This is a genomic window from Bacillus sp. FJAT-42376 (assembly GCF_003816055.1).
Lineage (GTDB): Bacteria > Bacillota > Bacilli > Bacillales > Bacillaceae > Metabacillus_B.
Genome location: NZ_CP033906.1, coordinates 3,667,275 through 3,691,757, shown reverse-complemented (window position 1 = coordinate 3,691,757; position 24,483 = coordinate 3,667,275). Strand labels below are relative to the sequence as shown.

Sequence of the window (24,483 nt, the reverse complement as noted above, 5' to 3'; positions counted from 1 at the left end):
GATTTAGATTAAGCGGGAGAATCACCTAAAGAAAAAGCTGGACCAAGCAGGGAAGAGATTCCCGGTTAGGCCAGCTTTTTCTTTGATCAGCAAATAAATAAAATGGCCTGATCTCCTTGGCGGATGCTGAAATGGGCAGGCGGGTTATAATAAAGCTCCTCTCCGCGCTTAATTCCAAGAAGGATGCTGTTTTGTTCAAGAAAAAAAAGGCTCAGTTCTTTAAATGGAACATCATGAAGCGAAGCCGGAATTTCATCCACTTCAATATGCTTTCCTTCTCCCGGGTTCATCATTTCTGTGCTTTCTTTAATAGAATGTTTGTGCAAAATGCCGTTCACCATTATATGGCTGGACAGTTCGAAGGTTTTGACAATTTCATCCGCTCCCGCACGTTTCGCATTAACTGCCTGATGCGAGGTTTGGATTTCGGCAATCGTATAGGTATCCGGGCTGATTCCTTTAACCCCCAATATAACGAGAATGGTCTGCATGTCCGCATCCGTTTCATTTTTATGGTGGTCTGAGGTTATCACAATACTTTTAGCTTTTGTAATATTTGCCTGCATAAGGGTTTGATCCTGAATGGCCGGGCCTTTAATAAAATGAAGCTGATCGTTTGGGGATTCTTCAAGTGTTTGGTCAATAAGTACAATTGGCTGTGATGGAGAGGCTTTGAGCATAGATCGGACGATTTCAGCTGATTTTGCATTCCATCCGACAATGACAACGTGGTTTTGATCCTTAAACATCAGCTTCCCTCTTTTCAGCCCATTTTGGAGCTCCACAGCGGCAGCGGCAAATGCTGCGAAAAAGGCTGTTGCAAAAGCGGCTCCAAGTAAAATAATGATCATGCCGGTCATTTTCCCTAAAACCGTTTTAGGGACGAGATCTCCAAAGCCTACGGTGGATATGGTCACTACCGTCCACCATAAACCATCAAACAGAGTAGGATAGGTTTCAGGCTCAATCCATGTCATTAAATTTCCGAATACAAATATGAGCAGAAGGACAAATAGGGCAATCCTGGCATAAACAGGGAGCTTCTGCCACAGAATCACCCATTTTTTACCCATCCTTTTTACCCGCTTTGTTTTCAGTAAAAGATAGAAACTCTTTGATGAGCGTATTGATTTTTTTCTCAATGACTGCTTCTCCGTAAATTTTCATAGCGGATCGAATGGATTGTTCTGTATCCTGTGTGAATCGAATGACAGGTTTATCTTCTTCAGATTGATTATATGTTTGAATAAACACATCAAGTGCTTCATTCATCTGGTCAATGGCTTCGCTTAAATTCTCTTTTTCCCTGCCGGATATTTTCATCGTTTCACCTTCTGTAATCGGTCCTTTACCGATAGTATGCACCCGTTTTGGCATCTTCTTTCTGGATAGACCAGAAAAAACTGCAGAAACTACTAGCAGGAACTGCTGACCGTACAATTAAGAGAACCCTTTGGCATCCGGACTGGCTTGGCTGGTGCGGTATAAAGGAAAAAACAATGATGGAAAGGGCCGGCGGCTGCCCGCCATGTCCGTGGAATCAGATTATCAAGCGTTCAGAAGCACCTGTATCGGAATCTCTGCCGCTTGCCGTGCTTATTATGATATTTGCTTAGAGGAACAGGGAAGAGGAGGAGCTTGATCTTTCATGATTGTGATCAATGTAGCACTTGTATGTTTATTAATTGCCGCAACGGCGTTTTTCGTTGCGACCGAATTTGCTGTTGTAAAAGTAAGGAAATCGCGTATCGATCAGCTTGTCGCTGAAGGAAACAAGAAAGCTGTATTCGTGGAAAAAGCGATTACAAATCTTGATGAGGCACTCTCAGCCTGCCAGCTTGGAATTACCATTACGGCATTAGGACTGGGTTGGCTTGGCGAGCCAACGGTAGAAAAACTGCTGCACCCGCTCTTTCATCAACTGTCGCTGCAGGAACCGTTTTCATCTATCCTCTCCTTTGTCATTGCCTTTTCAGCTGTTACGTTTCTGCATGTTGTAATCGGAGAATTGGCGCCAAAAACGGTTGCCATTCAAAAAGCAGAGGAAGTCACGCTCCTATTTGCAAGGCCGCTGCTCGTTTTTTATAAAATCATGTTCCCGTTCATTAAGGCACTGAACGGATCCGCTCGAGCGATTGTCAGACTGTTTGGCTTTCATCAGGCTTCAGAGCACGAAGTCGCATTAAGTGAAGAAGAACTGAGGATCATTTTGTCGGAAAGCTTCGAAAAGGGAGAAATCAATCAGTCTGAATACAAATATGTAAACAAAATTTTTGAATTCGATAACCGTCTTGCAAGAGAAATTATGGTGCCGAGAACGGAGATGGTAACAGTCGAACAAAACGCAAGTGTCCGGGAAAATATGGAGATCATGAGAAATGAGCGGTATACAAGGTATCCGGTCCAGGCTGAGGATAAAGATAACATCGTCGGCATTATCAATATAAAAGAAGTTTTCCACGCGCTTTATGTGAACAATGAAGTCGAGATGAAAGATATGATCCGGCCTGTCATAAAAGTAATTGAAACCATTCCCATTCAGGATTTGCTGATCCGGATGCAAAAAGACCGCATTCATCTGGCTATTCTTGTTGATGAATACGGGGGTACGGCAGGTCTTGTCACGGTAGAGGATATTGTCGAAGAGATTGTTGGGGATATCCGGGACGAATTTGATACAGATGAGCAGCCTTATATCAGGAAAATTGCGGACGGACATTATATTGCGGACGGAAAAATCCTTCTTGAGGAAATCAATGATTTGCTCGGCTCCGACCTTAAAGAAGACGAAGTGGATACATTAGGAGGCTGGATGCTGACAAAGAAAATTGATATTCAGCAGGGGGAATTCATATCCGAAGGCACACTGACCTTCCTTGTGATGGAAATTGAGGGACATCACATTAAACTCATTGATGTAAAAAAGTCGGCGGCAAGTATGGTACCGGAAGAGAAAAACAAAGATTGTTAAAAAGAAATACCATTGTATTCATCCACTATTTCTGATAGCATTATCCTGTTCTGCACTTATTAGAGATATTGGATGGAGGTTCTATTATGAAAGCTTATCGCTTTCCGATTATCCTTTTATCTTCCATCATTATTGGAGCGGTAATTGGATTAATTTTTGGAGAAAAGGCTGTTGTCCTTAAACCGTTCGGCGACATTTTCTTAAATGCGATGTTCACGGTCGTCGTTCCTTTAGTATTTTTTACAATTGCATCATCTATTGCGAAGATGGGGGGGACGAAGCGTCTTGGTAAAATAATGGGAAGTATGCTTGGGGTGTTTTTATTCACCGGATTCATTGCTGCCCTTTATATGCTTGTCATTGTCAATATATTCCCTCCGGCTGAAGGAGTAAAAATGGCTTTAGAAAAACCGGACGCCGTAGAAGAGGTAAGTCTTGCGGATCAAATCGTAAGTACGTTTACCGTTCCGGATTTTGCCGACCTATTTTCAAGAAGCAATATGCTTTCCCTCATTGTCTTTTCGGTTCTGCTTGGGATCGCTGTTTCTGCAATAGGGGAGAAAGGAAAGCCATTTTCCTCATTCCTGACTTCAGGCTCTGAAGTAATGATGAAAATTGTCTCCTATATTATGTATTACGCTCCAATCGGCCTTGGTGCTTACTTTGCGACACTCGTAGGAGAGTATGGCCCGATGCTTTTAGGCACTTATTTTAAATCAGGCCTCATTTATTACATTTCTGCTTTTGTCTATTTCTTTGCGGCCTTTACCGTATATGCATTTATGGCAGGGAAGAAACAAGGGGTTAAAGTGTTTTGGAGAAATATGCTTTCACCAACCGTTACCTCACTTGCCACTTGCTCGAGTGCTGCATCGATACCGGTTAACTTGGAAGCAACAAAGAAAATGGGCATTGCACCTGATATCAGTGAAACGACCATTCCTCTTGGAGCGGCTCTTCATAAAGATGGCTCTGTTCTTGGAGGCGTATTAAAAATTGTCTTCCTGTTCGGGATATTCGGAAAAGATTTTTCTGATTTTGGAACGCTGACAAGCATTGTACTTGTGGCCATTCTGGTCGGTACGGTTATGGGGGCGATTCCAAGCGGGGGGATGATCGGTGAAATGCTCATCTTATCATTGTACGGCTTCCCTCCTGAAGCACTGCCGATTATCGCAGCCATTTCAACGATTATTGATCCTCCGGCTACCATGCTGAACGTAACAGGGGATAACGCAGCGGGAATGCTTGTGTCGAGAGTAGTGGAAGGTAAAAACTGGATGAAAAAGCGCGCGGACCAACTGATGTCCAAAACGGCTTAATCAGGAAAGGCCCAGAATTTTCTGGGCTTTTTTTATGGCTATGTTAAAGCATTTTGCTGATTTTAACACCAGTTGATTGTAGTGGAAAGCGAGCGCCTGCAGCGGAAATCAACAGTCAAGTGTAACAGAGCTTTTTTTATAAGCACAGTTATTATCGGCTAAAGATTCCACGCTTGCTTTCGCTTTTTCTTGGCATGCATGGAGACTGTCTGCTGCTCTCGCGCTTTTCGGTTCAATCAGCACCATGTGTTGGATGGATTTGTCCAGCTTCAGCGTCTAAGATTTTACGGGAGTATGCAAAACGCTGTGCACTTTACCTGTATGGCATTCTTTCAAAACGCTTCCGCTTTTCATAAGTTCCCTCATTTTCTCTCAAAATATGTTCAATCTTTAACATTTTTAGAGTATAATATGATTTAGAAATTTCTCTTCTAAATGATTAAAATGTAAGCGAATACGCGATAGGGCAGATGTCCTTACAAATAAAGGAGTGGCATGACATGAAACGAATCTGGTGGAAAGAAGCGGTGGCTTATCAAATATATCCGCGCAGCTTCATGGATTCAAACGGTGATGGAATTGGCGACATCCAGGGAATTATCTCAAAACTGGATTATTTAAAGGATCTTGGAATCGATGTCATATGGATTTGTCCGATTTTTAAGTCTCCTAACGCCGATAACGGGTATGACATCAGTGATTACCAGGATATCATGGAAGATTTCGGAACGATGGAAGACTTTGATCTCCTGTTGAAAGAGGTTCACGGACGGGGCATGAAACTGATTCTTGACCTTGTCGTCAACCATTCCAGTGATGAGCACCCATGGTTTATTGAATCCCGTTCTTCAAAGGACAACCCAAAAAGAGACTGGTATATATGGAGAGATGGAAAAGACGGGAAAGAGCCCAACAACTGGGAAAGTATTTTCAGCGGATCCTCATGGGAACTGGATGAGAAGACAGGCCAGTATTACCTGCACGTATTTGCGACGAAACAGCCGGATTTAAACTGGAAAAACAAAGAGATGCGCACAGCTGTTTACGACATGATTAATTGGTGGCTGGATAAAGGAATCGACGGATTCCGAGTGGATGCGATTTCGCACATTAATAAAAAAGAAAACTTCCCGGATTTGCCTAATCCGCATGGTCTGGATTACGTCTCTTCGTTTGATTATCACATGAACGTAGACGGAATCATGGAGTATTTAACTGAGCTCAAAGCGCAAACGTTTGCGCGCTATGACATTATGACAGTAGGCGAAGCGAACGGAGTTAAACTGGAGCAGGCAGAAGATTGGGTTGGAGATGAAGACGGAATCTTCAATATGATTTTCCAGTTTGAACATCTCGGGTTATGGGACAATGGCACAGAAGGCCACGTAGACCTCGTTGAGTTAAAAAACACTCTGACAAAATGGCAAAAAGGTCTTGAAGGCAGCGGGTGGAATGCCCTTTTCCTTGAAAACCATGATCAGCCCCGTTCTGTTTCAACATGGGGAAATGATAAAGAATATTTAACGGAGAGTGCAAAAGCGCTTGCTGCTATGTATTTCTTCATGCAGGGTACGCCGTTCATCTATCAGGGGCAGGAGCTTGGAATGACAAATGTCCGCTTCCCGTCCATCAATGATTATGATGATGTAGCGATGAAAAATCTCTACAAATTTGAGACAGAGAAGGGCCGTCCGCATCAGGAAATTATGGAAGTTATCTGGCTGAAGGGCCGTGATAATTCCCGTACACCGATGCAGTGGAATAAAGAAAAAAATGCCGGATTTACAACTGGAACCCCATGGTTCGGCATCAATGATAATTATGAAACGATCAATGTGGAGACGCAGATGGCGGACCCGGATTCTGTTTATCATTTCTTTAAGCAATTAATTCAAATCCGAAAAGAAAATGAAGTGTTTGTTTACGGAGATTATGATTTAATTCTGCCTGAAGATAAACAAATTTATGCTTATACAAGAACACTTGGGTCCCAAAAAGCACTCATTATGAGCAACATCAGTTCTAAACCAGCATTCTATCAGTATAGTAAACTGCCTTTATCAAGTGAGTCCCTTCTGTTATCAAACTATGAATGCGGATCACATAAACATATGACGTCTGAAACGTTAAAACCATATGAAACCCGTGTCTATCTTTTTGCAGAATAAAATGGTATATTTGACCTAGTTCAATCCAGTTTTATTTACCAAGAAGGATACAGCGGCTCATTAAGCGAATGATTTTCTGTTTGCTTAATGGGCCTTTTTCTTTTACCCATAATGCTCACGCTTTAAGAGGCAACTATCGGTAAAATAAAGAGGAACCTATAAAAACAGAGGGATTATGATGGAAAAATATAAAATAAAATTGCTTGAGAATATCAGAAAGCAGCTCCAAAGCTGGCATGACGGAGCCAATGATATAGAGGGAGGAGAGCTCTATAAATTTCTCCACTCTTTAGCAGGAACCGCTCCGACGATCGGACTTCCTAAAATCGGGCGTTCTGCGGCCGTCCTGATGAAAGAAGCGGAAGAGAAAATGTCAGAAAAATGGCCGAAGGAACTCCTTCAGAGCTTTCTTTCCCCATTGCTTTCCATTGCTTACGATGAAGAAGCGGACAGGGAGGCAGGTCATTCCCTGTCTGCTGGCTTTACTGCGGAAGAAAAAGATCTTGTCATGCTTATTGATGATGATCCTGCCCTCCTGATGTATGTAAAGGATGCGCTTGAGCAGGAAGGCTTTGCTGTAATGGCCTTCACAGAGGCCTCAAAGGCATTAAGAGCCTTTTTTGATCTTGATCCTTCCTGTGTCATTATTGATGTACACATGGAGGAAAGCAGCGGACTTGATATACTAGAAGAATTTAAACGATATACAAATTACCGTTTTACACCGGCAGTGATGATGAGCGTCGATGATACAAAGGAAACAAGAATGAAAAGTTATCAGCTTGATGCGGATGATTTTATTCCAAAGCCTTTTGATCTCGATGAATTGATTCTGCGTGTCAGCAGGCTGGTCACGAAGAAAAAAAATATGAAAGAGCTGATTATGCTTGACGAGTTGACGAGAGTGTATACGAGAAAACATCTGCTCCCGTCTTTTACCCGCCTTGCTGAACAAATGGAACGTGAAAATCAGCCGTTTAGTGCAGCTTTAATTGATTTGGATCATTTTAAATCCATTAATGACACGTACGGGCATTTAATGGGAGACCGTGTCCTGAGGGATTTTGCTGAAATGCTGAAAAAGGATCTCCGCACAGGAGACCTTCCCTTCCGCTATGGGGGAGAAGAGTTCCTTGTTCTTTTTCCAAGGACCGATACGCAAAGGGCAGAGCAAATCCTTCACCGGATGCTTGATCAGTTTATGAGTAAGGAATTTAAGGCAAATAAAGACACATTTTCGGTTTCCTTTTCTGCCGGGGTAGCTTCTGCAGACAGAGGAAAGGGAATGGAAAAGACGATTGAGACCGCCGATCATGCTCTATACAGAGCGAAGCAGGAAGGGCGGGCAAAAATTCTATCTGAACAAAATCCATTGGCAATCAAGCCGGTTCGCAGAGCATTGCGGTTTGCCATTGTAGATGATGATCCCATTGTCCGAACCATTTTGAAAGACCTTCTTGAAAACAGCGGCCTGGAAAAGAAATTCACCTTATCCATCCAAACCTTTGAAGATGGATTCGTGTTTTGCCAATCCGGATGGCATGAGGAAGGAAAAGATGCTTCCTCTTTTATCATACTGGATGGGATGATGCCGAAAATGGACGGCATTGAAGTCCTGAAGATGATCAGAAGTCTTAAAGATCAGGAACGATATACAGTGGTGATGCTTACAAACAGGACGAGTGAAAAAGACATTGAAAAGGCATTAAAGCTTGGTGCGGATGATTATTTGACGAAACCTTTTAAGCTGGCAGAAATTGAATCAAGGATTCGCCATCTTCTAAAAAAAATCAGCAGCTGATCCCGGACAAGTGAAGAAATGGATGGTTCAAACCGATAAAAAGAAGGAAAACCATTAACTGCCGGCCAGTGGGCAAACATGAGGGGGAATGAGGATGGCGCGCATTTTGCTTGCAGAAGATGAAGAAATCCTAAGGATGCTTGTTTTGGATACGCTTGAAGATGACGGACATGAAATAGATGAAGCTCATGATGGGGAAGAGGCACTTCAAAAAATAAAGGCAAATGAATACGACTTAATCATCCTGGATTATATGATGCCGGTATACACAGGGCTTGAAGTAATGGAAATGGTCAGGGGACTCGCCGGGAAAAAGCATGCCAGGATTCTTATGCTCAGTGCCAAAAGCCAGGCGTCCGATCAGCAGGCGGCTCTTCAGGCCGGGGCTGATTATTTTATGGCAAAACCGTTCAGTCCGATTCAGCTGTCCGCCAAAATAGAGGAGATACTCGGATAAGATGAAAAAATCAGCAAAAAAAAGCCTGACGAGGCAATTCAGTTTTTTAACCATCTCCATTTTGCTTATATTCGCTCTGCTGTTCGCCGTGTTTTTAATTGTCCAGAATAAAGCTACAGCTTCATTCAGTGATAGAAATAAGAGACTCAATGAGAAGGAGAACCTGGCCATTGAATTGGATTATGGGTTTAATCTGGCCATTTCTGAATTCAGGGCGTATTTCGCATTCAGCAGCGGCAGAAGCGAATCATCTTATAAAAATAATGCATTAAAACAGCAGGAGAATATTAGGCTTACTCTAAATGAATTTGCAACGAAAGCTACGGAGAAAGAAGACCGTGCCTTCTATGAGGCTTCCCGGAGCTTTTATCAGTATTATTTTGAACAAACAGCTCCTAAAGCTATTCGGCTGTATGAATCAGGAGACCGAGACAGTGTGGCAAGGCTTGCGATCCAGGGCGGAGGTTCTGAAAATGTCCGTGCCTTTCAAACGAGCATGAAAAATTACCGTGTAAGCCTGGACCGGAAACTTGAAGATAATGAAGAGTTATATACTAGCGGGATGCAGAACCGCCAGATCGGGTTTTCCATCCTGCTTGTTCTTCTTCTTGGATGCATGTCTGTCCTCATCAGGCTGTTAACGCGCAGAATCAGCAAACCTTTAATAGAATTAACAGCTGCAGCCAGCAATATTGCTTCAGGCAAGGATGTTCTGTTTGAAAACAGGACAAGCAGGGACGATGAACTTGGAGTGCTTCATCAGGCATTTGAAAGAATGAGCTACAGTATTCATGAAAAGGAACAGGACCTTAGTGCCCAGAATGAAGAGCTGCTTGCCCAGCAAGATGAGCTTCAGGCCCAGCAGGCAGAGCTTGAGGAAGTATTGGAGCAAATGCGGGACCGGGAAAATCAGCTGAAGCTCAGAAATGAACTGATCAATGGAATGTCCAATACGCTCAATAAAGAAGAACTGCTAAAAAGCATCATCGATTCCCTTGCGCCGATTGCCCGGGCTGATAAAGCAATGATTGTCTTGATGAACCCGAATCAGGATCATGCATCTTCCGGTGCGGCAGCTTTAGAGGAAGAACAATTCCTTAAAAACCTTCATTCCGGATTCGTGAGTAAATTAAAGGAAATGAGGAAGCCGTTTACAGTCAAAAGAGGGATGGAGCCAATAGAAAAAGGGTACCACATCGAACACATGTTTTGCTATGATCTGTTTTTGCCGGTTTTCTCATCAAATGATGAACTGGAAGCGGTCCTGCTGTTTACAAGGTATTCCGGAGATTTCTCTCAGGAAGAAATGAACAGTTATATGGCCCTGGCCAAAAACATCTCGATTTCCCTCGAAAAAATTAAATTATATGAGCAGACAGAGGAAGAAAGACAGCTTAACCGGGACATTATGAATACTGTCCATGAAGGCATTCAGCTCGTTGATACACGGGGAACGATTCTGCTCATGAATAAAACGATGCATGAAATCATTCATGACTGGAAGGAGCAGCCGGCTGAACGTTCCCAGTTCAGTCAGTGGATGTCCCTGTTTGAGCCGAATGTAGAAAACCAGGCAGAATTCCGCCACTTCTTTCAGCAGGCAGTTTTTGCAGAAGCAAAAGGAAAAGATAATGAACCTTTCCAATACGTGCTCCGCGGAGACAATGAAACGAAGGTAATAAAAGTATATGTAGAGCCTCTTTACCGGATGGATCACCGAATTGGAACCGTGATCGTTCACCGTGACATTACAAGGGAATATGAAGTGGACAAAATGAAGTCGGAATTTGTAAGCACCGTGAGCCACGAACTTCGGACTCCGCTTGCAAGTGTATTGGGATTTACTGAGTTAATGCTTCATAAAGAACTGAAGCCGGAAAGACAAAAAAAGTATTTAACGACAATTTTTCAAGAGGCAAAGCGGCTTACGGCACTGATAAATGACTTTTTGGATGTTCAGAGGATGGAAGCGGGAAAACAGACGTATGAAAAAAAATACGATGATCTGTTTCCAATTTTGAAGCAACTCGCAGAGCTGCAGGAAATTCAAACCCGAAACCATGCCATAAGGATTGAGCGTCTCACTGAGCAAACCATTGTGCTTGGAGATAAAGATAAACTCTCGCAAGTTTTCAGCAATCTAATCAGCAACGCGATTAAATATTCTCCAAACGGAGGCAGCATTGAAATTCGATTATTCGAAGAAGAACAATATTTGAACATTTCCATCAAAGATGAAGGATTAGGCATTCCGAAAGAAGCGATGGATAAATTATTTAATAAATTTTACAGGGTGGATAACTCCGACCGCCGCCGAATCGGAGGAACGGGTCTCGGGCTCGCTATTGCAAAAGAAATCGTCAAAGCGCATGAAGGAACAATCAGTGTTCAATCCGAGCTTGGAAAAGGCAGTGTATTTACAGTCCGCCTTCCGCTCGTCATCCAAATAGAGAATGAGCCAAATTCGGAAGAGGATACCGATCATGCCTATAACCATGTCATAATCATTGAAGATGACTTGAATCTTGCAAACCTTCTCAAAGCAGAACTCGAAGAAAGCCGCTTCAAGGTTGAAATTTTCACAAATGGCAAAGAAGCCATTAGACACATCGGTGAACAGCGTCCGGATGCCGTGGTTCTCGATATTATGCTTGATGATCCTTCCTATACCGGATGGGATTTGCTCGAGGAAGTAAAAAGATGTGAAAAAATGAAGCACGTTCCCATTTTTATATCCTCAGCACTTGAAGAAAAAGAAAAAGGCATTCAACTCGGAGCTAGGGATTATCTGATTAAACCTTATCAGCCCAGTCTTTTATCAAAGCTGATTCTCCAGACTCTGCTGCAGCGGGATTTAAATGGTCAGATTCTGATTCCCGCAGATGAAACAGATGAAATAGAGGGGGCTGTCCAATAAGTCCGATTTGAAACTTCATGCCTTTTCTGCTTTCGTTTGTTAGGGGGATTTCGCTCCAATCAGCCTGTACCAAGATTGTTTTAAATTACATGTTAAATACAGCCCCCCTGGATGCGCATACACGAAGTGCTCCGGGGGGGTTCAATTATTTGCTCCTCTTTTCATTTTAGGCTCTGTTAAAGCCTGATGTTGATTTTTAACACCAGTTGATTGAAGCGAGCGCCTGCAACGGAAACCAGCAGCCCAGTTTAACAGAGCATAATTTTAAAACGATCGCTCTCCTCTTTTGGTTTAAGATAAAAGGATTGGTGATATGGATAAGAAAACGGTTTGATAAAGCAAAAAAGGAGCTGCTGCTATGATTAAACACTCTATCCAAACAGCAAAACATGATGAGTTTAAGGATATTACAGAGCTTGTTCAGAGGGAGGTTACGAACTCTGGAATCGAAACGGGGTTTGTCTTTGTCTATTGCCCTCATACAACTGCTGGAATTACCATTAATGAAAATGCCGATCCCGACGTGAGGAGGGATATGATTGAACGCCTTCGGCAAGTCTACCCCTGGGAAATGGATTCAGATCGCCATATGGAAGGAAACACGGCTGCCCATTTAAAGGCAAGTACCGTTGGAGCGTCTGAACAAATCCTGATCGAAGACGGGCAGCTCGTACTGGGGAGATGGCAAGGGATCTATTTCTGCGAATTTGATGGCCCGAGGACCCGTGAGGTTATAGTGAAAATAAGAGGTGATTGACTGTTTCCAGCACATTCACATTTGAATTCTGCGCATAGTGTCATACACTGAAGAGGGTGATGAATTTGGAAATTGTGAATTATGCTTATAAAAAGAGAGGCAATGTCGAATTTGTTTTTTCCCCTTTCCCGCATTCAAGAGTGCTCCTCTGTCCAATTAAGAATTACTTCTTTGTACGCTATGTAAAATGGGACGACCGTGATCCCATTGTAGAACGGGCTGATCTAGAACACATGGAATGGCTTGTGAACAAGCATTTTGGATTGGAAGCCTGGTATAAGCGCAGGAGGGCATTTAAGCAGCCCTCTGAGTCAGAGTAAGATTATACGGCTGCTGTAGAGCTTCCGATCCGCGAGACGATCGTTCTGTTTTGATAGTAGACAGGCAATCCGCTGTTGGCCGGGCTGAAGAAATATAAATATTTAAAGTCCGGTCTTGTTGTTTGGGATAAAAGATACGCAGAGCGCTTAGAGCCGGGAAACCGGTACTCATTTAAACTCTTAATGACGCTGTCGGCATCTTTTAGGCCCATGCCATGGCCAAAAAATTCTTTATTCCCCATCATGATGGTATTTTCACCTCTCCATTGAGGATACTGCGCATCAAAATCAGGATTATTAAAATAAAGACAGTCTCCGGGTATATAGTCATTGCCTCTCTGTGTCCGTATATTCAAGTCCTCATCATGCCGCCAGTCCCTCAGAATAATTCCTCTGAATACCCTGTCAAAAGCCTGCGCCCCTAAACTGTCCAAAGCTGCTTTATAAAACAGGATGACAATAGCGGTTGCGCATTCAAATGCATAAAGCCTTCCATTTTGAAAAATATCCCTTATTCCAGCCGATGAAGGAACTCCGGGCCTTAAAATAAAGGCTCCCCTCTCAGTCAAAATCCACAGTGCAGGATTGCACATCGACGTCTCAAAGGTCGCAAACTGGGCTCCATTATAGGCTAAAGTCCTTGCTGCTTCGATGACACGGCTTCTCATACTTAATTCAAATGAAAATTGATCTTTGCTTACGAACACATATCTTTCTTTATATTGATCCATTTTTATGATCATTTCTTTTTGCACATCTGATTTTGCTTCCTTTTTGAGCGAGCTGTAGTCCATCTCTTTATTCTGAATAATGATCATGAGAGTTCCTCCCAATAAGGCAGATACTCCAGTTTATGCCGGCTGTAGGCGAATGCAGCATGTACCGGGCGATTGGATAAATCTTCTGCAAACGAAAACTTAGGCATGATTCCGGTAAAAATAGCATATAAGATTAGCATAGTAAGAGTAATTCCTACTTGACTGATTGGAATTATAGTATTATAGTACAAAAAGTCAAAAGAAAATTTTGGGAGGAAACAGGCATGGGTTTTGTTATTTTAAATATTGTTTTCCTGCTTCTCATTATTGCAGGCCTTTTTTACATGCAGAAAAAGCACGTTTCTTTTTCTAAAAGGGTATTTACCGCATTAGGTGCCGGGATTGTTTTCGGCTATGTTCTTCAGCTCGCTTATGGGGCTGAATCAGAAGCACTTATCTCATCCATTGACTGGTTTGGAATTGTTGGGGACGGTTATGTGAAGCTTCTTCAGATGATTGTTATGCCCCTGGTGTTCATTTCCATTGTCGCCGCCTTTACACGGCTGAAGCTATCCGCTAATATCGGGAAAATCAGCGCGCTTATCTTAGCCGTCTTATTGGGAACCACCGCTATTTCTGCAGCCATCGGAATTGCTTCAGCAAACGGATTCGGACTGGAAGCGATTCAAATTGATCAAGGAACAGCTGAAAAGGAACGAGCGGCACAGCTCGAGAAAAAATTCAGCGCAATTGAAGGGCAAACATTCCCTCAAAAAGTTGTAGAGCTTCTGCCGGCCAATCCATTTCTTGATTTAACAGGGAACCGGCCTACATCTACGATCGCCGTTGTCATTTTTGCCGCCTTTATCGGAATCGCATTTTTAGGCGTGAAAAGAAAACAGCCAGAGCAGGCCGAATTATTTTCCAAAATCGTCGATGCTTTCTATGCGGTAGTCATGAGAATTGTGACCCTGATTCTCCGTTTAACGCCGTATGGTGTTCTGGCGATTATGACCTCCACTGTAGCGCTGAGTGATTTCGATTCCATATTAAAGCTTGGAAAATTTGTCGCCGCATCCTACATCGCACTGGCTGTTATGTTTATTATCCATCTTGTGATCATCTCTATTTCAGGTTTGAATCCCATTCTTTATGTAAAGAAAATCATTCCGGTTCTTGCTTTTGCCTTCACTTCAAGATCAAGTGCAGGAACATTGCCTCTTAATGTAAGTACACAAACGAACAAACTGGGCGTTCCTGAAGGGATTGCCAATTTTGCCGGATCATTCGGGCTGACGATCGGCCAAAACGGCTGTGCAGGAATTTATCCGGCCATGCTTGCTGTTATGATAGCACCAACGCAGGGAATTAATCCGCTGGATCCATCCTTTATCCTTACACTGATTGCCGTCGTTGTCATTAGCTCGTTTGGAGTAGCGGGAGTAGGAGGCGGAGCAACGTTTGCGGCAATCCTCGTCCTTTCTACATTAAACTTGCCTGTTGCGCTTGCAGGTCTTCTTATCTCAGTGGAACCGCTAATCGATATGGGCAGAACCGCGTTAAATGTGAGCGGAAGTATGACTGCCGGTATTGTAGCAAGCCGGGTTACGAAAGAGCTTGATTCAGAAACGTACAATAATCAAAGAGCTGAGGGTGCAGAAGTATACTAATCCTTAGTGCGGATCAGGAACCGGGCAGAGGCCCGGTTCTTTTTTACGGTCAGAATAAGAATTGGAAAGGGCAAAATTCTTTCGATCATCCAGACAGGGACCAGATTTAGATGCGCAGAAGAGAAGAACAGAAAGCGGATGCCGGACAGCCGGCTTTTAGAGAGAGTAAGAAAATTAACCCTTTAATTCCTGATTTTATGAGGTAAAGTAATAAGTATACAAACAGAAAACTCGGTATGAAATGAGGAGGAAAAAATAAAAATGAAAGAGATCATGAAAAAATGCAGCAAAATGGCGTTTGCCGCTTGTCTGATCGTGCCTTCATTCTGGCATCCTGCTGAAGCGAAATCGGGGAACACGACAGAGTCTGCCTTGAATCAATTCAGAGAAAAGGTAGATAAAGAGTATGCATTTCAAACCGCCTCGAAACTAACCACTTTCCGAAGCAATAAGATGGGCTGGAGGACAGCGGGGAGTAAAGCTGAGCAGGAAGCATCTGAATACGTCCGTCAGGAAATGCTGAGAATCGGGCTTTCAGATGTAAAGAAAGAAGCGTTTGCGGTAGACAAATGGGAGTTTAAGGGCGCAGAAATGACGGTCAAGGGTCATCCCTCCAAAAAAATAAAACTTGCTTCATACGCTACGAAAGGAACATCCGAAAAGGGGCTGAGTGCCGACCTTATCTATGCGGGGAAGGGAACGAAAGAGGATTATAAGAAGGTCCGTGCAAAAGGAAAAGTTGTTCTCATTGATATAGATCTGAAGAACGACTGGTGGATCAACTACCCGGCGCTGCAGGCTAAAAAAGAGGGAGCCGCAGGAGTAATCGCCATTGTCCGGGATACGTACGGTACGGTCAGCCCTGATTCGCTAAACACATTTGACTTTACCGGACCCGTTACCATTCCGACGATGAATGTTTCGGTTAGAAACGGAGACCAGCTTAAAGCGCTTCTGAAGAAGAAAAAATCACTGCCCATTCATATAAAAAACAGAAACGAAGTTTCAAAAGGCGGAAAAAGCTATAACGTCGTAGGGAAAATTCCGGGTAAAGCAAATACCGGCGGAATTATCATCGGAGGCCATCTGGACGGATATTTCGATGGGTTCAATGATAACGCAGCATCCATCGGTCTTATGCTCAGCACAGCGAAGGCAATGAAAGACTCCGGATATAAACCGGAGCATCCGATTTATTTTGTGGGCCATGCTGCAGAAGAATACGGTGCAATTAACTCCTATTTTGACTGGCAGGTGGGCAGCTGGAATATGATTAATAAGCTGCATCCTGAATGGAGGGGGAACTCCAGGCTGTTTGTGAATACGGAGTTTGCCGGAATTAAACTAAAGGATGAAGATGGATTCAGTACGAATGATGAAATTACCAGTTTTGTGAATCAGTATCTGGAAGAGGGTGCTCCCGATGTGAATCAGAATGTGTATCCAAAAGGATATAAGGTTTCGGGGAACAACAGCACCGGTTCTGACGACTTCAGCTATTCGATTGCCGGGGTGCCGACAGCAGCCAATGACCGTTCAGGATCTGCATTCTTCAGCCGTTTGTATCATACGCAGTTTGATAATGCGGAACATGCAGATCAGAATATCCTCGGTGAACACGTAAAGCTGTATGGATCGATGGTCATTTATGCGGACCAGCTTCCAATCATGCCGATTGATTTCAGTACAAAGCTTAACCGGTTCCTTGAAAGTATAAAAGAGGACGAGCTGAAGTCTGCAGGAATCGATCCGTCACAATTGAAAAATCAAACGGCCGAAGCCACTGCACTGGCGGACGTACTGTCTGCACACCTGAAAAACATCAATCTTGAAAATAACCGGAATAAAGAGGAACTGGCAAATGCGGAAAAAGAAATGATGGCCATTTTTCAGATGACTCAAGGGGATTTAATGAAACTGGATTGGGGAACACAGCCGGTGTTTGCCCATGAGGAGCTTCAAAAGAACGTAACCTTGCTCGGCCAGATCATTGAAACTCTTGAAAAGGGAGAAGGGCAGGCCGCATTGGATGAGCTGTTTTACCAAATAGAAGATGAATGGTACAGCTACCATTTTGACCGCAGTGTGGTAAGGGAAATTGCGGAATCTGCTGTAAAACAGCCAAAAGAACGCCTTTTTTGGGGCGCGGACAAAATCGTAAGCGACATGGATCTTAGCGGGATTATCCAATCCGTTCAAAAGAAAGCAAGCAGCAAACAAGCGGATTATCGCAAAGAAATTGAAAAGCTGGAAGAATGGAAGCTTTCACAGGAAATTGAACTGTTTAAGGCGATTAAAAAAGAGAACGACCAAATGAAACAGATTAAGGACAGGCTTAAGAAAGTCAATGACAGGCTTGAAAATTGAGTCTCGTGCCATTTACCTCATAAGAATTTTTTCAGACAATCTGCTGAACAGCGATTACAGCAGCCATGCCGTGATACAATAAAAAATATATGGATAGAAGAGAAGAAGAGGAGGAATGGTTAAACATGTTTAAAGGAACAGCTGATTTTCTGAATGAATGGAAATATGAATCGGGATTAACGCAAAAGGTTCTGGATGGATTAACGGATGATTCCCTGAATCAGGAGGTTTCACCGGGGCTCTACAGCATCGGCAGTCTTGCATGGCACATTACGGGTTCTCTCTATTACTTCCCTTCACAGATCGGGATTGAATTTGAACACCCGGATTTACAAAAAAAAGGCCCTGAATCGGCAGCGGAAATTACCGACACTTACAATACTTTAAACAGCCGCTTAGTTAAAAGAGTATCTGAGCAGCTTACAGATGAAAAGCTGGACGAAAGAATGGACCTGTTTGGCCGCGAGATGTCTGTTCAGGATGTTCTTCATTTGCTTATTCAGCATCAGGCCCATCATCGTGCACAATTGACGGTACTAATGAGACAGGCTGGTCTAAAAGTGCCTGGAATGTACGGCCCGAGCAAAGAGGAATGGGAAGCAATGAACGCTTAAAGCCGTCAGATTGACTCCTGCAGACCGGCTTAACAGAGAGTTAGGTGGAAAACCGGCGATTATGCCGGTTTTTTTCATGGAATCGTTTTGTTCCAGCTTTTGTTCTCCTTGCTCATTTCGGGAAAATGTGTTTCAACCGGCGGGGTAAGGGAAAGGATAAATAGCATAAAAAAAGAGGAGTGGTTCCATTGTCAGAGAAACATCATATGATTGACCGTACAGGCGACGTGAATCCCGGAGAAATTGAAAGTGTAGTAAGCCGGATAGGCAGCGATAAGCAGGAAGAAATTCTAAAAAGCTTTGAAGGATTTAAAACCTACCTCCGTGAGAAAGTAGACGTCGGCAAAAAAATAGGGCTGAGTGAAGAGCAGCTGGCGAAAACAACAGAGCGGGTAGCCAATTATCTGGCGAATCACGTAGAACCGAAAAATAGAGAGGAATATCTTCTGAAAGAGCTTTGGAAATCAGGGGATAAAGAGCAGCAGCATGCGCTGGCACATATGCTTCTGAATATGGTGGAAAGAGAAGAATAACCTAAAAAGCAGCGTCCGTGATCGTTATTCCGATAGGGACGCTGCTTTTTTAGAGGATCCTGGGTAAAAATTTGGCTGTGCATAGAAAGAAGGCTGACGAGTCAGGGGCAGCCTTCTTTTGGATCGATTTTTTTTCTTATGAATGTAAAGCCTTCACAAATGCTTCAGCGGCCGATTGGCTGCTCTGCGGATTCTGTCCTGTAACAAACCGCGTATCTGCTACAACATGGTCTGAGTATGCGGCTGCTTTTTCAAATTGGGCACCTTGTTCTCTTAGCTTGGATTCCAAAAGGAAAGGCATGAGAGAATCGAGCCCGGTCTGCTGCTCTTCTTCATTAGTGAATCCGGTCATACTCACTCCATCTACAAGCCATTTGCCATTTGAAAGCTTAGTGCCGACAAAACCGGCAGGTCCATGGCAGACCGCTCCAATCACCTTGTTGTTTTCAGCAAAATGCACAAGCGCTTTTTGAAGAGCGGCATCTTCTGGAAGATCAAACATCGTTCCATGGCCCCCAGGAAGAAAGATTCCATTATAATCCTGCGGGTTCAGCGCAGACAGCACTTCCGTATTCTGAAGCATCGCAATGGCATCATCCCACTCATCCGGAGGTGTTCCTTCGACACTATTCGGATCGATCGGAATTCTCCCCCCTTTAGGGCTCGCTGCTGTTACTTGAAATCCGTTATTTACAAATTCATTATACGGCTCGGCAAATTCTCCAAGCCATAATCCTGTTTCATGATCTTGATCAATCTGACTTGAATTTGTCAGCACCATTAGTATCTTTTTCATCTCTATCATCCCTCCAGGGTTTTCAGTACAGTGTATATTTAACCTCAAATACCCTTCTCTAACCGTATTTTTTTATTTTCGTCCGCACTGAAGGTTAAAATAAGATGGAGTACATATAAAAAAGGGAGGCCCATTATGAAAAAATGGTTCAGGATTTTGATCGTTGTTTTAGTAAGTTTGATTTTGCTGATGGCTGGCTTTTTTTTCATTTGGTCTCAATTTACCTATAAGCCTTCAAAAGAACTGTCAGTCCTGACTGAGAAGGATGCATATAAGGAAAAGGACGGAACGCTGTTTTTTGATCCTGAACGCAGCAGCGGAGCGGGAGTCATTCTCTATCCCGGCGCAAAAGTAGAGCCGGAAGCTTATGCCTATATAGGACAAGAGCTGGCTGAGAGGGGCGTTACGACAGCCATCCCGAAAATGCCTTTTCACTTTGCTATTTTCGGAACAGGAAAAGCAGACCGGATTATCTCGGAAAGACCTGAAGTGCAGCAATGGTATATTGGAGGACACTCTCTTGGAGGGGTCGCTGCGGCTAATTATGCCAAAAAGAATGAGAAGAAATTAGCAGGTCTATTTTTTCTTGGTTCTTATCCTGCAGAATCCGCAAGCTTTAGACAATCGAAGCTTGATGTTTTATCGATTTACAGCACGAATGACGGTCTGACCACACTTACTGATGTAGAGAATTCGAAGAAATATTTGCCGGATGATGCGCTGTTTTATGAAATTCAGGGGGGCAATCATGCTCAATTCGGCATGTACGGCAAACAGAAAGGGGATAACCCGGCAGAAATACCCGCTAAACAGCAGCAGGATCAAATTGTCGATCAAATTGTAAAATGGATAGAAAAAGGGAGGTTGGGACATAACTAAAATTGTTGTCCTAAAGCCGAATAGTCTTTTGAAAAGGCTATGTTAAAGAATGTTGTTGATTTTTCATACCTGTTGATTGAAGCGGAAAGCGAACGACTGCTAGCTGCAATCAACAGCCAAGTTTAACAGCGCTTTTGAAGAAAGCATGAAAAACAATAAAACCGAACGATTACGTAATCGTTCGGTTTTTTAATTAGCCGAAAACCTTTTGTCCCAGCCTTCTCTTTAAATAGTCGTTTCTGTTTTTTTCTTCGGTGAATAGGCAAGAATCAAAGCGATGACTCCAACGATGGCCGCAATTAAAAATGGAATTTTCACACCCGCTGCCTGTCCGACTAATCCGGATACAACGGGGGCAAATGCCGCCCCAAGCCAGCGGAGGAAATTGTAGCCCCCGGAAATAATGCTTCTCTCAAATGGAGCTTCCATCACATGACTGGTGAACAATGCATTGTTCAGTCCGGAGACAAGTCCTGAAAGAATAATGATCGCAATCATGAGAGGAGTAGAGCTTATGAAAAAGAGCAGCAAGAGCAGAACCGCAAAAATACTTAATGTAACAGGAAGAATTTCTTTTGCCGTCCATTTCTTTTCAAGGGTATGACTAAGTCCTGCAGAACCGTAGGCAAGGCAAAGTCCCCAGCCGAAGAAAACGAAACCGATTTGGATGGTGTCAAGTTTGACCACCAGCGGTGAATAGGCAAGCACGACGAAAAACCCATAGTAATAAAGCATGCCTGCAAGAGAAGTTTTGACGAATGGTTTGTAGCCAAATAGCTTCTTCATTTCTTTAAACCCTGCAGGTTTGCGTGCTTTCTTGTCAGAAGGTTCATATACAAACAGCATAACCAAAAGAAAAGCAGCAAAAATCAGAAGACCTGTTGCCATAAAAGGAAATCTCCACGAATGGCCGCCGAGTACGCCCCCAAGCAAAGGTCCCCCCGCCATCCCAAGCCCTATTGCTGCTTCATACAAACCGACCGCTTTATGCGAGTCTGCAGAAAGCGCAATCAGCAGGGTCATAGCGGTTGCGAAGAACATAGAATTTCCGAAGCCCCATCCTGCGCGGAAGATGGAGAGCTGTGTGATGGTGTTTGAAATTCCGCAAATAAAGGCAAACACGGTTACGATCGCAAGGCCGATCACCATCATTCTTTTATCACCAAACCGGCTTGCGAAGATTCCGGCAGGGATCATCATGATCGCCATCGTTAAAATGTATGCAGTGAAAAGGAGTTCGACCTGCCAATGTGTAGCGCCGATCTGGTCAGCGATAACGGGAAGAATCGGGTCAACGACACCAATTCCCATAAAGGCAAGAAAGGTTGCAAATACGGTTATATTCCGGGCAAATGCCTGTTTTTTCATTCTTATCACCTTACTCTTTCAAAAGTTGTGTTACTTTGTCCTGAAGCTGGGAAAGTTCATCTCTAAAATCCCGCATGCGATCCATTTTTGCATCAATCATTTCAATCTGTTCAGCCAGCCCTTGCGAGATAAAATCAAGCTCACCTTTTCGTTTAGCCATGTCGCTTGAATTTTGATAATCCTCCCGGTGATGCTGAATTTTTTCCCTGAGCTTCACAAAATCCTGGAGCTCTTGAAGGGAGAAACCCAGTATATCTTTTGCCAGCACGACTTTTTTTAAGCGCTCAATGTCTTCCCGGCTGTACATGCGGGTGCCGCCGTCCGTTCTCTCAGGCTCTTTAATAAGGCCCAATTCCTCATAATACCGGATCGTTCTCTTCGTAAGTCCCGTTTCTTTTGCCGCGTCATCAATTTTAAATTTATCCATCCGCACCAATCCTTCCTTCTATATATAACATTAACGTTAACGTTAGATTTTGTCAAGAACACTTCGTTTTCTTGAATAAACAGAGAAGGAATTTCCCATATTAAGAAGGATTCAATCCTCAGGAGGTGAGCATATGGGCTTATTTGGAAAAGAACACAAATCAGAAAAGCAAGCCGGCCAAGGCCAAAATGACAGTCAGGCTCTACAGTCTGCTCTTTCAGACGCAGAACAGGCTCTTCAAGGTGATCCATTAAAAGAGGCAGTAGAAAAAAAGAAAAACAATCACCGCTAATTAAGATACAAAAAGAGAACGGGCTCATACTGAACCCGTTCTCCTTATTTTTCCGGAAGCCGTTTATTAAGAATGAAAGTCCCAAATGGAATGACCGAAGCGACAAGGGCTCCTCCCGTTTTGATGATACTCCAGCGATGTCTGAATGCGGCGTTTGCCACTGCAAGCAGGAACAGGACAAAAAACAGTCCGTGAAGGGAACCGACAATGGTAACCGCTAACGGAATGTCTGCAAAGTATTTTAAAGGCATGGCAATGGCCAGCAGAACAATAAATGAGATTCCTTCTATAGCTCCAATTAAGCGAAGTCTTTGTACAGGTGTTGAAATCATAAAATTTGCTCCCTTCTTACTGCATCTAGCTACATTATATACAAACCTCTGTCTTCATCATGTCCATTTTTTAAAATGTCACAATAAGTACACAGAAAAAAATGTCGTTAAAAACATAGTTGACTTATCGGAATTATTTGAATAAACTTGCATTAATAGTAACAGAGACTGATCGGTCAACCGAAGGTCCTGAACGTATAAACGTTCAGGACCTTTTTTCGGTCAGTGGAAGAGGAGGAGTAAAAAATGAATAAGCTCATTATTTTTATTATCGTAGGGTTACTAGCGCAATTTATTGATGGAGCTCTTGGGATGGCCTATGGAGTCACATCCACTACTCTGCTGCTGTCGTTCGGAATAGCTCCGGCGGTTGCTTCTGCTTCCGTTCATATAGCGGAAGTTGCCACAACCGCAGCCTCAGGAGCTTCCCATATTCGATTCGGAAACGTGGATAAAAAAACAGTGTTAAAACTCATTATCCCCGGCTCCATCGGTGCTTTTGCCGGGGCTTGCTTCTTGAGCAATCTTCCTGGTGATTTGATCAAGCCGTATGTTTCCGTGTTTTTGCTTGCTCTTGGAGTCTATGTAACCATTCGATTCTTATTCCTTGTCCGCCATCAGAGACAAGTGGAAGACAAATTGGAGATTTCCGCCAAGAAAGCTGTGCCCCTTGGGCTTATAGCAGGTTTCTTTGATGCAACCGGGGGCGGGGGCTGGGGACCGATCGCTACTCCGGTTCTTCTTTCACAAAAAGGGACGTCAGCAAGAAAAGTAGTGGGTACCGTGGATACAAGTGAATTTGCCATTGCTTTATCGGCGTCCATTGGCTTCATTTTATCTCTGGGGTGGGAGCAGGTAAATTGGCTTTGGGCAGGTGCGCTTATGCTTGGAGGAGTCATTGCTGCACCAATAGCTGCCTGGCTTGTCAGGAAAATTCCGGCTCATCTGCTTGGAGTGCTGGTTGGAGGATTTATTGTTCTCACGAATGCAAAAACCCTTTTGCAAATCTGGGTCCCAGATCAGAGTCTTCACCCTTTCATTTATGCAGCAATTCTCATTTTATGGGCAGGAACGATTGCTTTTGCAGTCGCCAAGTACCGGAAATTCATAAACAATCAGCCAGTTGAAGAAGTTCAGGCATAAGTCGTTATTAAAAATGGTTGAGAATCTCGGAAAACAGACACAATCGGATGGCGGAAAAGCGGAGAATCCCAAAGAGGAAATTAGCCTCATTCAATATAATTTTTTTAATCTGTACAGCCGCGCTTAAGATGCTGTCAGAACATAATGGAGTGGAATAGAAAACCCCCGGTATGCTTTCATGATTTGAAGCATACCGGGGGTTTTATTGTGAGAAATCGTTTGATCTAAATAAATGGATTAGGCTGATTGGAACGGAAATCAGTGAAAACAAGCGGGTAGACATCTATAAAAGGGGCTTACTGGAAAGCTTCTCTTTTTGCAAAGAAAAAGACACTGTTAAAGCCTAATATTGATTTTTAAAACCAGTTGATTGAAGTGGAAAGCGAGTGCCTGTAACGCAAATCAACAGCCAAGTTTAACAGAGCTAAGAAAAATAATCATAGCCTAAGTGTTACAGGGCACCGCGTTTTTTCTTGAATGGCTTGATTCTGCAAAAAATGACAGATTTCAAAAGAAATTACAAGAAATAAATAACTATTTATCTATTATTTGCTATAATATGACTTGTTGTTTACTAAATGGAAAAAGGAG

Annotated in this window: 23 protein-coding genes; 15 read left to right on the top strand and 8 right to left on the bottom strand. The window is 43.2% G+C overall.

What is annotated here, in order from left to right; translation table 11 throughout:
- Positions 1-86 precede the first annotated feature (86 nt).
- Positions 87-1,073, bottom strand: a complete 987-nt coding sequence (locus CEF21_RS18555) for a potassium channel family protein (RefSeq protein ID WP_123918929.1) — start codon at positions 1,071-1,073, stop codon at positions 87-89.
- The gene (locus CEF21_RS18550) at positions 1,066-1,440 is read right to left on the bottom strand and encodes a hypothetical protein (RefSeq protein WP_241156709.1); all 375 of its coding nucleotides are present in this window, start codon (positions 1,438-1,440) and stop codon (positions 1,066-1,068) included. Before CEF21_RS18550 ends, CEF21_RS18555 begins: the two co-directional genes overlap by 8 nt.
- 208 nt (positions 1,441-1,648) lie before the next feature.
- Here CEF21_RS18550 and CEF21_RS18545 point away from each other — a divergent pair, with 208 nt between their 5' ends.
- From CEF21_RS18545 to CEF21_RS21635, 8 genes are all read left to right on the top strand, one after another.
- Complete coding sequence (locus tag CEF21_RS18545; RefSeq protein ID WP_123918927.1) at positions 1,649-2,971, top strand: hemolysin family protein; 1,323 nt, start codon at positions 1,649-1,651, stop codon at positions 2,969-2,971.
- An 86-nt stretch (positions 2,972-3,057) separates the two neighbouring features.
- Entirely contained in the window at positions 3,058-4,293 is a 1,236-nt protein-coding gene (locus tag CEF21_RS18540; protein ID WP_123918925.1) for a dicarboxylate/amino acid:cation symporter, read from the top strand.
- Positions 4,294-4,793: 500 nt separating this feature from the next.
- Positions 4,794-6,461: a glycoside hydrolase family 13 protein gene (locus CEF21_RS18535; RefSeq protein WP_123918923.1), complete on the top strand. Its 1,668-nt coding sequence runs from the start codon at positions 4,794-4,796 to the stop codon at positions 6,459-6,461.
- Between the two features lie 175 nt (positions 6,462-6,636).
- Entirely contained in the window at positions 6,637-8,262 is a 1,626-nt protein-coding gene (locus tag CEF21_RS18530) for a GGDEF domain-containing response regulator (RefSeq protein WP_123918921.1), read from the top strand.
- Between the two features lie 94 nt (positions 8,263-8,356).
- Complete coding sequence (locus tag CEF21_RS18525) at positions 8,357-8,719, top strand: response regulator transcription factor (RefSeq protein WP_123918919.1); 363 nt, start codon at positions 8,357-8,359, stop codon at positions 8,717-8,719.
- A gap of 1 nt (position 8,720) precedes the next feature.
- Positions 8,721-11,636, top strand: coding sequence for an ATP-binding response regulator (locus tag CEF21_RS18520; RefSeq protein ID WP_123918917.1), 2,916 nt, complete (start codon positions 8,721-8,723; stop codon positions 11,634-11,636).
- A 358-nt stretch (positions 11,637-11,994) separates the two neighbouring features.
- On the top strand, positions 11,995-12,393 hold the full coding sequence (locus CEF21_RS18515) for a secondary thiamine-phosphate synthase enzyme YjbQ (protein ID WP_123918915.1): 399 nt from the start codon (positions 11,995-11,997) through the stop codon (positions 12,391-12,393).
- Positions 12,394-12,458: 65 nt separating this feature from the next.
- Entirely contained in the window at positions 12,459-12,713 is a 255-nt protein-coding gene (locus tag CEF21_RS21635; RefSeq protein ID WP_123920393.1) for a hypothetical protein, read from the top strand.
- 2 nt (positions 12,714-12,715) lie between these two features.
- Here the strand turns inward: CEF21_RS21635 and CEF21_RS18505 are convergent, their stop codons facing one another.
- Together CEF21_RS18505 and CEF21_RS21405 are read right to left on the bottom strand one after the other, a co-directional pair.
- Positions 12,716-13,531 carry a protein-glutamine gamma-glutamyltransferase gene (locus tag CEF21_RS18505; RefSeq protein WP_123918913.1) on the bottom strand — a complete coding sequence of 272 codons (816 nt, stop codon included), beginning with the start codon at positions 13,529-13,531 and terminating at the stop codon, positions 12,716-12,718.
- Positions 13,528-13,671 (bottom strand): hypothetical protein, encoded by a 144-nt coding sequence (locus CEF21_RS21405; protein ID WP_164462241.1) that lies wholly within the window; start codon positions 13,669-13,671, stop codon positions 13,528-13,530. The genes CEF21_RS18505 and CEF21_RS21405 overlap by 4 nt, the downstream gene beginning before the upstream one ends.
- A gap of 84 nt (positions 13,672-13,755) precedes the next feature.
- On the opposite strand from CEF21_RS21405, the gene CEF21_RS18500 reads away from it, so the two are divergent.
- The 4 genes from CEF21_RS18500 (at position 13,756) to CEF21_RS18485 (ending at position 18,655) form a co-directional block, all read left to right on the top strand.
- On the top strand, positions 13,756-15,141 hold the full coding sequence (locus CEF21_RS18500) for an L-cystine transporter (protein ID WP_123918911.1): 1,386 nt from the start codon (positions 13,756-13,758) through the stop codon (positions 15,139-15,141).
- A gap of 261 nt (positions 15,142-15,402) precedes the next feature.
- The gene (locus CEF21_RS18495) at positions 15,403-17,508 is read left to right on the top strand and encodes a M28 family peptidase (protein ID WP_123918909.1); all 2,106 of its coding nucleotides are present in this window, start codon (positions 15,403-15,405) and stop codon (positions 17,506-17,508) included.
- A gap of 125 nt (positions 17,509-17,633) precedes the next feature.
- Positions 17,634-18,122, top strand: coding sequence for a DinB family protein (locus CEF21_RS18490; protein ID WP_123918907.1), 489 nt, complete (start codon positions 17,634-17,636; stop codon positions 18,120-18,122).
- 188 nt (positions 18,123-18,310) lie between these two features.
- Positions 18,311-18,655 (top strand): DUF3243 domain-containing protein, encoded by a 345-nt coding sequence (locus tag CEF21_RS18485; RefSeq protein ID WP_241156708.1) that lies wholly within the window; start codon positions 18,311-18,313, stop codon positions 18,653-18,655.
- Positions 18,656-18,791: 136 nt separating this feature from the next.
- On the opposite strand, the gene CEF21_RS18480 is transcribed toward CEF21_RS18485, so the two are convergent.
- Positions 18,792-19,451 carry a type 1 glutamine amidotransferase domain-containing protein gene (locus CEF21_RS18480; RefSeq protein ID WP_346773356.1) on the bottom strand — a complete coding sequence of 220 codons (660 nt, stop codon included), beginning with the start codon at positions 19,449-19,451 and terminating at the stop codon, positions 18,792-18,794.
- 135 nt (positions 19,452-19,586) lie between these two features.
- Here CEF21_RS18480 and CEF21_RS18475 point away from each other — a divergent pair, with 135 nt between their 5' ends.
- Complete coding sequence (locus tag CEF21_RS18475) at positions 19,587-20,330, top strand: alpha/beta hydrolase (RefSeq protein WP_123918905.1); 744 nt, start codon at positions 19,587-19,589, stop codon at positions 20,328-20,330.
- Positions 20,331-20,555: 225 nt separating this feature from the next.
- Here the strand turns inward: CEF21_RS18475 and CEF21_RS18470 are convergent, their stop codons facing one another.
- Both CEF21_RS18470 and CEF21_RS18465 read right to left on the bottom strand, forming a co-directional pair.
- Positions 20,556-21,698, bottom strand: a complete 1,143-nt coding sequence (locus CEF21_RS18470; RefSeq protein WP_123918903.1) for an MFS transporter — start codon at positions 21,696-21,698, stop codon at positions 20,556-20,558.
- A 10-nt stretch (positions 21,699-21,708) separates the two neighbouring features.
- Positions 21,709-22,125 carry a MerR family transcriptional regulator gene (locus CEF21_RS18465; RefSeq protein WP_123918901.1) on the bottom strand — a complete coding sequence of 139 codons (417 nt, stop codon included), beginning with the start codon at positions 22,123-22,125 and terminating at the stop codon, positions 21,709-21,711.
- 133 nt (positions 22,126-22,258) lie between these two features.
- On the opposite strand from CEF21_RS18465, the gene sspJ reads away from it, so the two are divergent.
- Positions 22,259-22,417, top strand: coding sequence for a small acid-soluble spore protein SspJ (sspJ, locus tag CEF21_RS18460; RefSeq protein ID WP_123918899.1), 159 nt, complete (start codon positions 22,259-22,261; stop codon positions 22,415-22,417).
- A gap of 44 nt (positions 22,418-22,461) precedes the next feature.
- On the opposite strand, the gene CEF21_RS18455 is transcribed toward sspJ, so the two are convergent.
- Positions 22,462-22,749, bottom strand: coding sequence for a DUF3817 domain-containing protein (locus CEF21_RS18455; RefSeq protein ID WP_123918897.1), 288 nt, complete (start codon positions 22,747-22,749; stop codon positions 22,462-22,464).
- Between the two features lie 246 nt (positions 22,750-22,995).
- On the opposite strand from CEF21_RS18455, the gene CEF21_RS18450 reads away from it, so the two are divergent.
- On the top strand, positions 22,996-23,892 hold the full coding sequence (locus CEF21_RS18450) for a sulfite exporter TauE/SafE family protein (RefSeq protein WP_123918895.1): 897 nt from the start codon (positions 22,996-22,998) through the stop codon (positions 23,890-23,892).
- The last annotated feature ends 591 nt before the right edge of the window (positions 23,893-24,483 follow it).

Excerpts from the sequence above, each read along its gene's own strand:
- CEF21_RS18505 (WP_123918913.1), bottom strand. The coding sequence starts at position 13,531 with ATGATCATTATTCAGAATAAAGAGATGGACTACAGCTCGCTCAAAAAG.
- CEF21_RS18545 (WP_123918927.1), top strand. The coding sequence starts at position 1,649 with ATGATTGTGATCAATGTAGCACTTGTATGTTTATTAATTGCCGCAACG.
- CEF21_RS18535 (WP_123918923.1), top strand. The coding sequence starts at position 4,794 with ATGAAACGAATCTGGTGGAAAGAAGCGGTGGCTTATCAAATATATCCG.
- CEF21_RS21405 (WP_164462241.1), bottom strand. The coding sequence starts at position 13,671 with ATGCTAATCTTATATGCTATTTTTACCGGAATCATGCCTAAGTTTTCG.
- CEF21_RS18540 (WP_123918925.1), top strand. The coding sequence starts at position 3,058 with ATGAAAGCTTATCGCTTTCCGATTATCCTTTTATCTTCCATCATTATT.
- CEF21_RS18520 (WP_123918917.1), top strand. The coding sequence starts at position 8,721 with ATGAAAAAATCAGCAAAAAAAAGCCTGACGAGGCAATTCAGTTTTTTA.
- CEF21_RS18490 (WP_123918907.1), top strand. The coding sequence starts at position 17,634 with ATGTTTAAAGGAACAGCTGATTTTCTGAATGAATGGAAATATGAATCG.
- CEF21_RS18455 (WP_123918897.1), bottom strand. The coding sequence starts at position 22,749 with ATGATTTCAACACCTGTACAAAGACTTCGCTTAATTGGAGCTATAGAA.
- CEF21_RS18525 (WP_123918919.1), top strand. The coding sequence starts at position 8,357 with ATGGCGCGCATTTTGCTTGCAGAAGATGAAGAAATCCTAAGGATGCTT.
- CEF21_RS18475 (WP_123918905.1), top strand. The coding sequence starts at position 19,587 with ATGAAAAAATGGTTCAGGATTTTGATCGTTGTTTTAGTAAGTTTGATT.
- CEF21_RS18450 (WP_123918895.1), top strand. The coding sequence starts at position 22,996 with ATGAATAAGCTCATTATTTTTATTATCGTAGGGTTACTAGCGCAATTT.
- CEF21_RS18470 (WP_123918903.1), bottom strand. The coding sequence starts at position 21,698 with ATGAAAAAACAGGCATTTGCCCGGAATATAACCGTATTTGCAACCTTT.
- CEF21_RS18530 (WP_123918921.1), top strand. The coding sequence starts at position 6,637 with ATGATGGAAAAATATAAAATAAAATTGCTTGAGAATATCAGAAAGCAG.
- CEF21_RS18555 (WP_123918929.1), bottom strand. The coding sequence starts at position 1,073 with ATGGGTAAAAAATGGGTGATTCTGTGGCAGAAGCTCCCTGTTTATGCC.
- CEF21_RS18480 (WP_346773356.1), bottom strand. The coding sequence starts at position 19,451 with ATGAAAAAGATACTAATGGTGCTGACAAATTCAAGTCAGATTGATCAA.
- CEF21_RS18495 (WP_123918909.1), top strand. The coding sequence starts at position 15,403 with ATGAAAGAGATCATGAAAAAATGCAGCAAAATGGCGTTTGCCGCTTGT.
- CEF21_RS18500 (WP_123918911.1), top strand. The coding sequence starts at position 13,756 with ATGGGTTTTGTTATTTTAAATATTGTTTTCCTGCTTCTCATTATTGCA.
- sspJ (WP_123918899.1), top strand. The coding sequence starts at position 22,259 with ATGGGCTTATTTGGAAAAGAACACAAATCAGAAAAGCAAGCCGGCCAA.
- CEF21_RS18515 (WP_123918915.1), top strand. The coding sequence starts at position 11,995 with ATGATTAAACACTCTATCCAAACAGCAAAACATGATGAGTTTAAGGAT.
- CEF21_RS18465 (WP_123918901.1), bottom strand. The coding sequence starts at position 22,125 with ATGGATAAATTTAAAATTGATGACGCGGCAAAAGAAACGGGACTTACG.